Raw genomic sequence first — 13,230 nt, 5'->3', positions numbered from 1 at the left:
CTTGATCATTTAGCGGAGAAGTGTCTTCGAAATCAGCTTGTGAATCGGTTTATTGAACGGTGGCAGAATGTATTTCAAGCTGTACAGCTTTGGATTCGACATTACTGAGCGTTCATGCGACAAACTGAAGAAGCCTTCTGGGCCATGGTATTTACCCATACCTGATGCACCGACACCCCCAAATGGTAGATCGTCCTGCGCAACATGGGTCAGTACCGTATTTTGCCCGAAATGCCCTGAATGGGTACGCTGTGCGACATAATCGGCACGCGCCTGATCAAAGTCGAAGTAGTATAAAGCAAGTGGACGCGGACGGCTATTAATAAAGTCGATGACATCGTCAATTTGATCATATTCCATGATCGGTAACAGTGGGCCAAAGATTTCATGCTGCATGATCTGCATCATCGGGGTGACATTGGTCACGATGGTCGGTGCAATCTTGCGCAGATCAGCCGAGTTTTCACTACGCGGATTAATTTCAATGACTTGCGCACCCTGTTCACGCGCATCATCCAGATAGCCTTGCAGACGGTTGTACTGTTTGTCATTCACAATCGAGGTGTAATCCTGATTATGGGTGATATCCGGATACATACTTTCTACGCAGGCTTTAAAATGATCAATAAATTCTGCCGTCTTGCCACGAGGCAGGAACATATAGTCCGGTGCGACACAGGTTTGACCGGCATTCCAGAGTTTGCCCACTGCAATCCGCTGTGCGACATCACGCAGATCAATTGATGGATGCACCAGCACTGGCGATTTACCCCCCAGTTCCAGAATCACCGGAACCAGATTTTCTGCTGCGGCTGCCATCACGGTTTTACCCACAGCAGTCGAGCCGGTAAAAATCATTTTGTCGAAGGCTAGACGACAGAAGGCATCTGAGATCACACCGCCACCATTAACCACTGCGACCAGTTCTTTCGGAAAGGCTTCTGCCAAGGCTTTTTCAAGCACTTCACCAAACGCAGCCGATGCGCTAGAAATCTTGATCATGGCGTGGTTGCCGGCAGCCAATGCACAAATGAGTGGGCCAATGGACAGCAACAATGGATAGTTCCACGGTGCAATAATCCCAATCACGCCCAAAGGCTGATATTGCACCCAAGCTTTGGCCGGTTGATGAATAATGCCGACATGACGCTTGGAGGGTTTCATCCATCGGGTCAAGTTTTTGCTATAATATTTGATATGTTCCAGACAGGTGAGCAGTTCACCAATTTTGGTTTCCCCAATCGAGCGGTTACCATAATCCTGATTAATTGCCTCTGCAAATTGATCTTGATACTTAACTAAGATACGCTTAAGTCGAGCTAAACGATCGATGCGTTCCTTTGCCGTCGGCAAAGGATAGTTTAAGTAAGCATGTTTTTGTTGTGCCAAAAGCTCATTTAAGTATTGGCCATCAAAAAAATGTGGTGTCATTGATATTGTTTTTGTGTGACTGTTCATGCCGCACTACCATTATTCAAAAATCGATTAATTAATTTTTAGAGCAAATACTCTAATTAGTCAAGTGACTTTGTGTGTTAGCCTGCTAATGCACGAACTGAATGGTTATTTTAGGATGTCCCAAACCAAAACCTTAAAAACTAAAGAGCGTATCTTGCAGCTCAGTTTGCAGCTGTTCAATGAACGTGGCGAACGCTCTGTGACCACCAATCATATTGCGGCTGAACTCGGGATGAGCCCTGGTAACCTGTATTATCATTTCCGTAATAAGAATGAAATTATTAAAGAACTGATGGAGGAGTACCAGCAGCAAACTCTGGAAATGCTGGCGCTGCCGGATGATCGTGCTCTGGATGCCAATGACAAGATTCATTATTTTCAGGTACTGAGCAGTCAGCTGTGGGCTTATCGTTTCCTGCATCGCGATGTCTATCATCTGGTCGAAAATAACGAAGATTTCCGCAAGATGTATCCACGCTTTGCCGGCGAGGTGATGCAGCAAGGTCAGAAAATCTATAAGGCTTTTGTGAATGCTGGCTTGATGGACATGACCGATTCAGAAATTGAAGCACTGATCATTAACCTGTGGATTGTACTGACCAACTGGACCAACTTTCTATATATGTCAGGTCATCTGACCGATTCCAATACGCTGGAAGAAAAATGGGTCTGGCAGGCACTCCGTCAAATGGTGTTCCTGGAAGGGGCCTATTTACGCGGTGAAAGCCGTCAAACTTATGAAGGTTTGCTAAATAGCCTAGGTTCTTCGGAACTTTTTGCCAGCCTGTCATCTGCAAAAAACACAGAAGTCGAGTCGCCTATTCAGAATATCTCGGAAACGCGCTAGAATACTCGGCTTATTTTAAATTTAACTGATTAGTGACTTAAACCAACATGAATATGACGACTGCTAACACCGCACGTTTATTGATTACTTGTGAAGACAAGCCGGGCATCGTGCAGGCTGTTTCGAGCTTCTTGTATCATCAAGGTGCCAATATTACTGCGCTTGACCAATATGCGACAGCAGCGCAGGGCGGCCGTTACTTCATGCGCGTTGAATTTGAACTGGATCATCTGCAAAGCCGTAAAGAAAGCATTACCCAGACTTTTGCGGTAAATGTCGCAGAGCGTTATGGCATGCAATGGCGTCTGGCTCTGGTCAGCGATGTGAAGAAAGTCGGTATTTTGGTGTCTAAGGTCGATCATGCCTTGCTTGAGCTGTTATGGCGTCATGCCCGTGGTGGGTTGCCATGTGAAATTACCAAGGTGGTATCGAATCACGAGACTTTACGCGAAGCGGTTGAAAACTTTGGGATTCCATTTGAAGTGGTGCCGGTGACCAAAGACAACAAGCCTGAAGCCTATGCAGAAATTGACCAGTTAATGCAGGGCAATGACCTGTTGGTATTGGCACGTTATATGCAGATTCTAGATGAAGAATTTGTAAGTAAGTGGGAAATGAAAGTGATCAATATTCACCATTCATTCCTGCCCGCATTTGTCGGTGCAAATCCGTATAAGCAGGCGCATGAAAAAGGTGTCAAGCTGATCGGTGCGACTGCACACTATGTTACTGCCGATCTGGATCAGGGTCCGATCATCGAGCAGGACGTAGAACGTGTCAATCATGACTTTACCGTTGAACAGTTGCGTGAACTCGGTCAGGATGTAGAACGTAATGTACTGGCACGTGCAGTGAAATGGCATCTGGAAGACCGTATTATTGTCGATGGCAATAAAACTGTCGTGTTCCAATAAAACTTGCATCCCTATTTAAAAAGGCATACTTTTAGTGTGCCTTTTTTTGTTTTGATGCAAAAAAAATCAGTGAAAGGTATGATTAGCAGTTGCAAATGAAAACACTTCTCATTTATTATTGGCGTACTTTAATTGTGCTAACCGATGAGCTTGATTGTTTGTTTCACATCATCTCCTCAAGGTAATAGATTTAATGAGTCAAGTTGCTGCTCCCATGCCACCTACACCGCCCAACAAGATGAAAAAGAAAGTCATCTCGATTCTGGCGGCCGTGTTCGTCGGACATGTGGGCCTATTGTGGGCAGTGAGCCAGATGGACGCACCGGAGCTCAAGCCTGTAGAGAAAGAGCCGCTCAAAGTGCGCTTTGTGAAATTGCAGGAAGCACCCAAACCTTTACCGCCAAAGCCGAAGGCCGAGCCACAAAAAGAGCCGCCTAAGCCCAAAGAAGTCAAAATTGTAGATAAACCGCTGCCACCACCACCAAAAAAAGTTGAAAAAATAGAACAGGTGAAGAAGGCAGAAGCACCTAAAGTCGTGAAAGCACCACCCGTTGAAGCTAAACCAACCCCAAGTCCGGTGGTACCGACAGTGGTCACCGAAACCAAAGTGCAACCGGCACCCGCTCCAGTCGCGCCACCTGCGCCTGTAGCACCGCCAGCACCTGCTGCTGCGCCATCACCAAAAAGTGTCTCGATTGGGGGTGGAGTGAGCTGGCAGCGCGCACCGAAAGTTTCCTTGTCTTCAGGTGAGTTAAGAGCGACTTGTTCGATGGTAGTCGATGTGGCGGCAAATGAGCAGGGTAAAGTGGTTTCTGCGACTGCACGTAATTCGGATTGTAGCTCGGCAGTGAACCGTAAAGTTGAAGCAGCGGTACGCCGCGCGCAACTAACCAAATATGTGGAAAATGGTGTGGCTTATCCAACCCGGGTTGAGCAACCTTTCGATTTTCAAATTACCAAATAACGGCTAACCCATTAGGAGTTCGAAGATGAACTTTTCAGTTTATTGGCAACACGCTGATGCAGTCAGTAAAACGCTGTACTTCGTGTTATTGGCAATGTCGATTGCGACATGGACCATTTTTGTGCTGCGTTTAATGGGCACTCGCCAGCTTAAACAAGTTGCTTATACCCAGCTGTCTCAAGCATTGGAGCAACTGAAAACCAAATTGGCTCCTTTGGGCTTTGAACAGCGTAAGGCAGTGGCAGAACAGGCATTGTTACGTCAGATTTCAGCCGAAAAAGCCAATGCTGAGAAAGGGGTATCCGTCCTCGGTACGATTGCTTCGATTTCACCATTTGTCGGTTTGTTTGGTACCGTGTGGGGTATTTTCCATGCGCTGGTTGCAGTGGGTAAAAGCGGTCAGGCTGGTCTGGCACAAGTGGCAACCCCAGTCGGTGAAGCCTTGATCATGACGGGTCTAGGCTTGGCCGTCGCGATTCCTGCGGTACTGGCTTATAACATCTGTGTGCGTTTCAATCGTGGTTTGGCGCATGAGTTACAAGATCAGGCACATGGCTTGTTGATTGACACCATGTTGCAACAGGAATCTGCTACAAAAAAGTCTGATGAAAAAGTAACACAACAGAGTTTAGTGGGAGGTCAAGCTTAATGGCTTTTCAACTGGGTGAAGACAACGATGTAGGTATGAATGAGATGAACCTCATTCCCCTCATCGACATTATGTTGGTATTGATGATCATCTTCTTGGTGACAGCGACCGTTGCGAACCCATCAATTCCATTAACCTTGCCACAAACCACCGCGGAGATTATTGATCTGCCGCCTGAAAATGTCACAATCAGCATCAATGCGGAAGGTGAGATTGCCTGGAATGGCAATGTCCTGACCCTAGACGAATTGCAGACCCGTTTTAATGAAGCAGGTCAGACCGAACGTCAGCCGACGATTGTGCTGAAAGCAGATAAAGAATCCCGTTATGACACGGTAGCTCAAGTCATGTCGCGTGCGAGTGGAGCCGGACTCAGCGACATTGCCTTTGCAACCGATAACTAAGATTCAGCTAACAAAAAAAGCGACTGATTTCAGTCGCTTTTTTTATCCCCATTTTTTATGCAAATTAATGGGTTTTTAACAAAGTCATAAATTTACTGCGTAATTTATTCAGTTTTGGCGGAATGGCAAAATTGCAGTAACCTTGGTTTGGATTTTTCGCAAAGAAATTTTGGTGATATTCCTCAGCAGGATAGAAGGTCGGCATCGGGCTGAGTTCAGTCACAATATTCAGGCCTTCATTTTTTAAAGCATCCATGGCTGCTTCTGCCTGAGTTTTTTGTTCAGCATTCAGATAATAAATCACGGAACGATATTGGGTGCCGACGTCATTGCCCTGACGGTTCAAAGTGGTTGGATCATGCGTCGCAAAAAACACCTCAAGGAGCTGGGCATAGCTGATCTGGTTTTCGTCGAAATCAACCAGAATAACTTCAGCATGGCCGGTTTCACCGCCGCACACGGCCTCATAATTTGGCTCAGGGGTATGACCGCCGGCATAGCCACTCAGGACTTGCTGAACGCCCTGAATTTGTAAAAATACCGCTTCGGTACACCAAAAGCATCCACCACCAAAAAGTGCTTGTTGCATGGCTGATTCCTCATTCGATTGAACTGGGCTGATGGTTAAATCCTGGCCCATCAGTATGAAAGATAAAAAAAGCCCGCCAATACAGGCTTTTTGTAGGGAAGTCTTAACGTGGCTGAACTGCACTTTCCAGCTGAATTAACACATTACCATGACGATCCAATAGTTTTAGGGTTTTACCAAATACCTGATAATGCGTCACCTTGGCTAAAGCTTCATTAAATTTTTGATCAAGCTGATCATTATGCATACAGGCCATGCGTGTTGTTGCCATCTGGCTTAAATTCAAAGTATCTTTGCCCGCCGTATAGCTGCCCATGATCCGGTTACAACCATCTGAACCGGAAACACGCTGGGTGCTGGTATCAAATTGCAGACTTGGAAGATGAGATGCAGTAGCTGCGGTCTTGATTTCAGTATTGCCAATCTGTGTGGCAATCCAGGTACGATTTTGCAAAAGTTGTAAATGATTCGTGGTTTGTGTGGTGGCGGTATTCGGCACGGTCTCGCAGCCCATTACAGCCAATACCGAGCCTAATAGGGCAATTGCAGTTAATTTTTTTAGCATGAAAGATACTCTGATTATTGACTAGCTATTTGTATATAAACAAAAAAATGACTCAGGTTCCAGTTGATTTTGTATCTTTATTTACAGTGATAAAAACGCCAGTTAATGTGTCTGAGGTGCAGGCAGGCCTTGACGAAGTCGCTGCGAATATTCCTGGCTGGACAGATCGGCGCTCTGTTTGACTCGTGGATTCACATGCGCCCGTTGGTACCAGGTGTGCATATCCCAGGATTGATCCAGCACTTTCAGATCATAGAGATAATTCGGTAAATAGCCGGACGCTAACAGTCGATAATCTGAAGGCAATTGTTGTTGCGATACTGCCTGAACCATATCAAAGACCAGAGTGGTGCAATTACTGGTCAGGGTGTTATACCACTTGGGTTCTCTGGCCAATTCATCGGCCTGGGCCAGATATTCTTTGAATAAGGCTTTGGCCTGAGCTTGGGGCATATTCACCGGAAAGAAATACACCTGCTCCCCGCGAATATTACTACGCGTATACACAATATCTTTTTCGTCCGATGCCACCAGACTCAATTCATATTTACGGAAAAACCCACCAATTGCAGAAAACTCTTCATGTTTTTCCTTGCGGATTTCAATCGAGAAGGTGAGAGGTTTTTGATTGGCAAAATCGAAGCTGACCAGCGTGTGGGCAATTTTCGGACCCATCCAGTAGGAGGTAATGATATTCACCCCGCTAATCTGGTTCAGGTCAAAACTGCGGCTTTCCCAACGTTCGATATAACGACCATCAGCTTGCCAGTCAAAGTTCCGGATATTGTGCAGGGTGACCTGATCGCCTTGTTGTTCATAGTGCAACAACTGAGCCACTTCAGGATTCCACTCCCGATCCTGACGCGCTTGCAGACTAAAATAGCCCAGCAGACAAAACAGAAAGACCAGAAGATATAGAATGCTATCGACTTTACGCGAGATCAGGTGCCGGGTGAAGTAGATCCCGAGTACCAGCAGGGAAAAGGTTAACCAAACACCAATCAGGATCAAGCTGCCAATCTTGCCGAGAGGTTGCTGCACCCAGAGCATCAGGCTGAGCCACAGACTCGACAGAATGACAAAGAGGGTAAACAGGCTACCCAGTAGCCACAGACTCCAGTGCTTGGAAATATATTCGCGTCCCTGCATGGTCACTTTTTCATGAGAAATAGGCTTTATTTTCTGTAGGTTGCAAACTCAAAAGCAATCCCGGTTTTGTCGTCAATATGTTGCTCGGCCGCGACTTTTTTAAATTCTGCCGGAATTTCAGGATAATAGGCATGACCTTGTACATCCAGGTCGACATGAGTCAGTTCCAGACGGTCGGCAATGTCCATGGTCTGTTTAAAGATTTCACCGCCACCAATAATAAAAATAGACGTCGGTTTTTCTGAGCTGTGTACATCAGTAACTGCCTGAATAAGCGCATCTTCAATGTTATGAGCAACTTTAGTGCCTTGAAAAGACCAGTCAGGATCACGGGTAATGACCCAGTTCACGCGTTTAGGGAGCACACGCCCCATCGACTCAAGGGTCTTGCGGCCCATGACAATTACACCGCCCTGAGTGATTTCTTTAAAATGCTTGAGATCGGCTGAGATATGCCAAGGCAGGTCATTGTCCTTACCAATACAGCGCTGCTGATCCATTGCAACGACATGAACGACTTCTAAATCCTGAAATGCCATACCTACACTCAAAAACAAATAAAAATTTGCTCCTATTAAAATGCAAAATCCCACTTTAAGCAAAGTGGGATTTTGATTTTCTTTGGTTTGGGAATATTTACACTGCAACGGGTGCCTTAATCCCCGGATGTGATTCATAACCAATAATTTCAATATCTTCAAATTTGAAGTCGAACAGGTCTTTGATTTCAGGATTCAATTTAAGTTGGCACAGGCCCAAGGGCTCACGGCTGAGCTGTAACTGGGCTTGCTCGAAGTGATTGCTATACAGGTGTGTATCGCCACCGGTCCAGACAAAATCACCGACCTCCAGCTCACAGACTTGCGCGATCATATGTGTCAACAGGGCATAGCTGGCGATATTAAATGGAACACCGAGAAAAACATCGGCGCTACGCTGATACAGCTGACAAGACAATTTGCCATTGTGGACAAAGAACTGGAACAAGGTATGGCAAGGCGGTAATGCCACTTGGCCTGCTTCATTCGGGTTCCAGCCAGATACAATCAGACGGCGCGAATTTGGATTGGTTTTAATTTCATTAATCAACCATTTGATCTGGTCAAAACCATCCTGACTATAGCTATTATCTGCATTTTTGCTGGCACCAAAATTACGCCACTGGTGACCGTAAACTGGCCCCAGTTCACCTTCAGGGCGGCCAAAACGTGCGGTCTGTTCGGCGGTTGCCCACTCATCCCAAATCGAAACTTTATGCTCTTTTAAATATTGAACGTTGGTATCGCCTTTTAAAAACCATAATAATTCAATCACGATAGAACGGAAATGAACTTTTTTGGTGGTGAGTAAAGGGAAACCTTGGGAAAGATCGAAGCGCATCTGATGACCAAATACCGAACGTGTCCCTGTACCGGTACGGTCGCCTTTATCGCCGCCGTTGTCGAGAATGTGTTGTAAAAGGTCAAGATATTGGCGCATAGGTCTCTCTATTTAAATCTGTTGAAAATCGCCGTTTTAACAGCAGTATAGATTATTTCAAAAATAATTTGCTGTCGAAAGGGACAATTTAAATTGCGCATATCATAGCATTTTTTGATGAGCTTTCATCGCTCAAACCAGAATAAAAAAGACCTCCTGATAGAGGTCTTTGTACAGTAAATTAAGCCGTTTTATGGCCAGTATGCACGGTGTGAATCAGATCGGACAGATCATAACCTAAGGATTCTGCATAGCTTAAATATTCATGTTGAGTGGCTTCATCTAAAGTCGTCCCGCGATGTAGCAGCCATAAGTATTCTTTACCAGGTTCGCCCACAAGGGCCGTCTGATAATCCGGATCGATTTTTAATACCCAGTAATCGCCCTTGGTAAACGGGATCCAACGCAGGCCTTCGGGTAAAAAGCTGACTTCAAGCTTGGCATGTTCTGCATCAACGATGCTGGCTTCAGCAATGGCTTCATCGAGCTTGCCATCGCCATCCAGACAGCGGTTCTGCACCCGAACTTTACCATTTTCATTCAAGCTATATACCGCAGAAATATCAGTGCTGTCTTCGGGCTGGTGTTTCATTGGCAAACGTGCAATTTCATACCAGGTACCTAAATATTGTTCTAAATTAAAATTTGAAACAGTGGCTAAATCCTGAGTCATTTTTTCTTCTCCGTTAATCTCAATTCAATATTAAAACTACCGAATTAGTTTAATACGAGATTTGCGGCTAAAAATGATGTAGTCCTGTAGTGAAATGTTATCTTGGAATAGCGCTTTGCAATGCATTAAATATGCCTACCAGATTGCCGAAAAAATAGATGAAGAGAATGCTTATTCAGGCATGCTCAGACTTTATTGGTTGTTTGAGTCTTATTTGCTTTACAATTTTTTTATAAAGATGATTATTTTTGTAATTACAGTAGAATGAAAGGCTTAATTTAAATGCTGTAAAAATAGACAAATTTGTTTACATTTTTTATGTGAAAAATAACATTTATCCGGCTAGTATCCTTCGCTTGTTAACAATATGAAAGCCTAAGTTGCAGGCGAGGAGCGGTTGGTAAGGCATGATCTATGATCATCAGGTGAACATGAGCGAAGTTTATGCTCCTGTGCAAGCGAATATCATGGTGCGTTCCCAATCGGAGCAAAGACCTAAAAAGCCAACGCAAAAAGCCACTGTCCGTAATGCTTCAGGCGCAGGCAATGGTCAGCGTATTAATATCGAGAAATTTACCAGTTATCTGCAAGGCATTACCCGAAATACCAGTACACAGAAATGTGCGCGCAGTATTCGTGTCGGTCTGCAATCTTCGGGTGCGAAAATTGTCAATCATCCCGTGGCTGCAGCGGATTGGGGAAATACCCTGATGCAACTGGGTTATAAGAAAATTAATGCTTCTTTTGACCGGCCGAAAAAAGGTGATATCTATATTATTGACCGTACTTCAAATCATAAATATGGACACATTGCGGCATATTCAGGCAGTGCCTGGGTGTCAGATTTCAAGCAGAATAGTCATGCAATCTATCGCACCAAAAACCTGACTTATAGTTACTATCGACTGGAAACATACTTCTAAGAAAATGCTGCGAAGTGATCAGTCCTCAAAGCGCTTCGCACGGTTTTCATAGACCGATACGATAAACAATCCAATCGCAGCAAAGCCAAGACATTGCAAACCCAAGGCAAGTTTCGCCCATGGCTGATGTTGCTCGGGTAAATAACCAAACAGGGTAATCAGTGCAATGATAGGAATGACCCGGCTTAAGGCGCTAAAACCATTGGCATAGGGATTGGACTTCGAGATTTTCAAGCGGAAATGATGCAGTAAATGCACGACAATTCCAATCGCTAAACTTACCCCTACAAATACCGGATCTAACTGGGCCACAGTCGATGCTGCGTAAATGACAATACAGGTCGCAATAATCACCATCAGTTTGATTTGACGGTGACAGCGTTCGGAATACCAAAATTCAAGCATGTGGCGGCTCTGGATCGTGAGAGTTCTGATTGAGCAGCGATAGCGGTGAAAACAGGCAAATCGCCAGTGCCATAAAAGCAATGCCTTGTGCACCCGGAATCAGGATTTCACCCTGCTGCATGTTCATAAAAACTAAAGCAATCAATAAGGCAATTGGAATCCAGGTCAGTAGTCTATACAGTAAACCGGTCGGATTTTTGCTGGCAAAGTGGATTTTGCAGTAACGACAAATCAGAAAAATCACACCCGTACCGACAAACATCAGAATTGCATCCAAGGGCAGTGGTTCCATCCAGTACAACACTGCAGCTGTCACGGCAATCACAATAAAGATCAACAGTTTTTTTAGAACAGACACCTGTGGATTGAACCAGAACTCAAGCATAGTGATGAAGAAATCGAAAAGATAATCGGCACTTTAGCATATTTTGGCTATAAAAAAGCGAGGCCTGTGCCTCGCTCAATTAAGCTGGTTTTAACTGTTTTTCTGTGGACCCCAGTCATAGATTTTCTTTTGGTAGGCATACCACATCATCCACAAGCCAATCAGGATCATTGGCAGGCTCAGGAACTGGCCCTTGCTCATCCAGCCAATAAACAGCTGACCATTGTCCGGCTCACGGAAGAACTCGACCACGAAGCGTGCCAGACCATAACCGATCAGGAACAGTGCAGAGACCGCCATACGTGGACGCGGCTTGGAACTGAACCACCACAATACAATAAACAGAATCAGGCCTTCACACAGCGCCTGATATAGTTGTGATGGATGACGCACCAGCTGCAAAGGATCGGTCGGGAAAATCATGCCCCAGGCAAAGTTGGGATCGGTCACCTGACGGCCATACAATTCACCGCCAATAAAATTACCAATCCGGCCAAACATCAGCCCCGTTGGTACGCAGGGTGCAATAAAATCCAGGGTCTGGAACCAGGTCATCTTGTATTTCCGGCACCACCACAACATGGCCAGAGTGACACCGAGGAAACCACCGTGGAAGCTCATACCACCGGTCCAGATCTGGAATAACCATAAAGGATCTGCGAGGAACTGAGAAAAACCATAGAACAAGACATAACCGACACGGCCACCGATGATCACACCAAGCGCACCGAAGAAAATCAGGTCAGAGACCATATCTGGCGTCCAGCCGCGTTGTTTGGCTCGAAACGTTGCCAAGCCCCAGGCAAATAAAAATGCCAGTAAGTACATCAGTCCATACCAGTGGACTTGCAGGGGCCCGAGCGAAATCGCGACGGGATCAATATTGGGATAGGTGAGCATTCCTGTTCCTTGTGATTCTGTTTTGCACAGATTTTAGCTGAAAGCAAAGAAAAATGTTGTACATTCAATGTGTAAAGATCGAGAGCGTAAATTATGTGTATCGTGGCACTGGCTTGGCGGGTTGTGGATGAGACCCCATTATGTCTGATTTCAAATCGGGATGAATTCTATCAGCGGCCTACACAGGCATTGCATGAATGGGAAGATAGTCCGATTATTGCCGGGCAGGATTTGCAGTCGGGCGGCACCTGGATGGGTATCACGGCCTCAGGTCGCTGGGCAGTGATTACCAATTTTCGCAACGGGCAAGATCGGACAGATTATCCGACTTCACGTGGTCATATCATCCAGGATTTTTTAAATTCGGACTTAACGCCGATTCGTTTCGCACAAGATCTGGAACAACGGCAGTGTGACTATGCCGGTTTTAACCTGTTCGTTGGAGACCAGCAGCAGGCGGTGTATATGAGCAATCGCGGCGAAGCACCGCAAGTGCTGGCACAAGGCGTCTATGTTGTCTCCAACGGCCTGATGAGCGAAGACTGGTATAAGACCCGGCATTTGCGTAAACGCTTTACCCAGGAATTTTTACCCATGCTGCAACAACCAGCCATGCCAGAAACTGATCTGTGTCATGCGGTTTGGGATATTCTGGAAGATGAACGCAAGGTGATTCCTGAACTGTTGCCGGAAACAGGGATCTCGGTTGAAATGGAACATCTGCTGTCCTCGACTTTTATTCAAAGCCCGACTTACGGCACCCGTTGCTCGAATTTTCTAAGAATGCAGCGAGGACAATGGCACTGGATCGAGAAGTCACAACAAGGTGTGACTGCAGGGCAATTGATCGAGAAAATCATGATGCTACAACAATAATCCCAGATAAAAAATGCCGACATCTGCCGGCATTTTAATGAAACTTATTT

Annotated in this window: 17 protein-coding genes; 7 read left to right on the top strand and 10 right to left on the bottom strand. The window is 45.5% G+C overall.

The window, feature by feature from the left end:
* Positions 1-9 precede the first annotated feature (9 nt).
* Positions 10-1,458, bottom strand: a complete 1,449-nt coding sequence (locus tag LOZ91_RS08000) for a coniferyl aldehyde dehydrogenase (protein ID WP_244782985.1) — start codon at positions 1,456-1,458, stop codon at positions 10-12.
* A gap of 115 nt (positions 1,459-1,573) precedes the next feature.
* On the opposite strand from LOZ91_RS08000, the gene LOZ91_RS07995 reads away from it, so the two are divergent.
* The 5 genes from LOZ91_RS07995 to LOZ91_RS07975 all read left to right on the top strand — a co-directional run bounded on the left by LOZ91_RS07995 (position 1,574) and on the right by LOZ91_RS07975 (position 5,236).
* Positions 1,574-2,305, top strand: a complete 732-nt coding sequence (locus LOZ91_RS07995) for a TetR/AcrR family transcriptional regulator (RefSeq protein WP_034608773.1) — start codon at positions 1,574-1,576, stop codon at positions 2,303-2,305.
* A 47-nt stretch (positions 2,306-2,352) separates the two neighbouring features.
* Positions 2,353-3,219 carry a formyltetrahydrofolate deformylase gene (gene purU / locus LOZ91_RS07990; RefSeq protein WP_005095527.1) on the top strand — a complete coding sequence of 289 codons (867 nt, stop codon included), beginning with the start codon at positions 2,353-2,355 and terminating at the stop codon, positions 3,217-3,219.
* Between the two features lie 193 nt (positions 3,220-3,412).
* Positions 3,413-4,183, top strand: coding sequence for a hypothetical protein (locus LOZ91_RS07985; protein WP_005095529.1), 771 nt, complete (start codon positions 3,413-3,415; stop codon positions 4,181-4,183).
* Between the two features lie 25 nt (positions 4,184-4,208).
* The gene (locus LOZ91_RS07980) at positions 4,209-4,832 is read left to right on the top strand and encodes a MotA/TolQ/ExbB proton channel family protein (RefSeq protein WP_100534638.1); all 624 of its coding nucleotides are present in this window, start codon (positions 4,209-4,211) and stop codon (positions 4,830-4,832) included.
* Positions 4,832-5,236 (top strand): biopolymer transporter ExbD, encoded by a 405-nt coding sequence (locus LOZ91_RS07975; RefSeq protein ID WP_005172785.1) that lies wholly within the window; start codon positions 4,832-4,834, stop codon positions 5,234-5,236. Before LOZ91_RS07980 ends, LOZ91_RS07975 begins: the two co-directional genes overlap by 1 nt.
* 64 nt (positions 5,237-5,300) lie before the next feature.
* On the opposite strand, the gene msrA is transcribed toward LOZ91_RS07975, so the two are convergent.
* The 6 genes from msrA to LOZ91_RS07945 form a co-directional block, all read right to left on the bottom strand.
* Positions 5,301-5,825 (bottom strand): peptide-methionine (S)-S-oxide reductase MsrA, encoded by a 525-nt coding sequence (gene msrA / locus LOZ91_RS07970; protein WP_005095533.1) that lies wholly within the window; start codon positions 5,823-5,825, stop codon positions 5,301-5,303.
* A 103-nt stretch (positions 5,826-5,928) separates the two neighbouring features.
* The gene (locus tag LOZ91_RS07965; RefSeq protein WP_100534637.1) at positions 5,929-6,390 is read right to left on the bottom strand and encodes an META domain-containing protein; all 462 of its coding nucleotides are present in this window, start codon (positions 6,388-6,390) and stop codon (positions 5,929-5,931) included.
* Positions 6,391-6,492: 102 nt separating this feature from the next.
* On the bottom strand, positions 6,493-7,539 hold the full coding sequence (locus LOZ91_RS07960) for a DUF4105 domain-containing protein (RefSeq protein ID WP_005095536.1): 1,047 nt from the start codon (positions 7,537-7,539) through the stop codon (positions 6,493-6,495).
* Between the two features lie 26 nt (positions 7,540-7,565).
* Positions 7,566-8,078, bottom strand: a complete 513-nt coding sequence (locus LOZ91_RS07955) for a dihydrofolate reductase (protein WP_244782977.1) — start codon at positions 8,076-8,078, stop codon at positions 7,566-7,568.
* Positions 8,079-8,175: 97 nt separating this feature from the next.
* On the bottom strand, positions 8,176-9,018 hold the full coding sequence (gene thyA, locus LOZ91_RS07950; protein WP_244782976.1) for a thymidylate synthase: 843 nt from the start codon (positions 9,016-9,018) through the stop codon (positions 8,176-8,178).
* Positions 9,019-9,199: 181 nt separating this feature from the next.
* Positions 9,200-9,691, bottom strand: a complete 492-nt coding sequence (locus LOZ91_RS07945) for a lipocalin family protein (RefSeq protein ID WP_244782973.1) — start codon at positions 9,689-9,691, stop codon at positions 9,200-9,202.
* 407 nt (positions 9,692-10,098) lie between these two features.
* Between LOZ91_RS07945 and LOZ91_RS07940 the strand changes: the two genes are divergently transcribed.
* On the top strand, positions 10,099-10,614 hold the full coding sequence (locus LOZ91_RS07940; protein WP_005095543.1) for a hypothetical protein: 516 nt from the start codon (positions 10,099-10,101) through the stop codon (positions 10,612-10,614).
* Positions 10,615-10,632: 18 nt separating this feature from the next.
* Here the strand turns inward: LOZ91_RS07940 and LOZ91_RS07935 are convergent, their stop codons facing one another.
* From LOZ91_RS07935 to lgt, 3 genes are all read right to left on the bottom strand, one after another.
* Complete coding sequence (locus tag LOZ91_RS07935) at positions 10,633-11,019, bottom strand: hypothetical protein (RefSeq protein ID WP_244782971.1); 387 nt, start codon at positions 11,017-11,019, stop codon at positions 10,633-10,635.
* Positions 11,012-11,404 carry a hypothetical protein gene (locus LOZ91_RS07930; RefSeq protein ID WP_005095547.1) on the bottom strand — a complete coding sequence of 131 codons (393 nt, stop codon included), beginning with the start codon at positions 11,402-11,404 and terminating at the stop codon, positions 11,012-11,014. Before LOZ91_RS07930 ends, LOZ91_RS07935 begins: the two co-directional genes overlap by 8 nt.
* A gap of 90 nt (positions 11,405-11,494) precedes the next feature.
* On the bottom strand, positions 11,495-12,304 hold the full coding sequence (gene lgt / locus LOZ91_RS07925; protein ID WP_244782969.1) for a prolipoprotein diacylglyceryl transferase: 810 nt from the start codon (positions 12,302-12,304) through the stop codon (positions 11,495-11,497).
* Positions 12,305-12,397: 93 nt separating this feature from the next.
* Between lgt and LOZ91_RS07920 the strand changes: the two genes are divergently transcribed.
* Positions 12,398-13,180: an NRDE family protein gene (locus tag LOZ91_RS07920; protein WP_005095550.1), complete on the top strand. Its 783-nt coding sequence runs from the start codon at positions 12,398-12,400 to the stop codon at positions 13,178-13,180.
* Positions 13,181-13,230: the final 50 nt, after the last annotated feature.

The sequence above is a fragment of the Acinetobacter sp. F-1 genome (assembly GCF_022869025.1).
GTDB classification, from domain to species: domain Bacteria; phylum Pseudomonadota; class Gammaproteobacteria; order Pseudomonadales; family Moraxellaceae; genus Acinetobacter; species Acinetobacter pseudolwoffii.
Note: the sequence above shows the minus strand (reverse complement) of the source record. Positions and strands in the feature narration are given on the sequence as shown.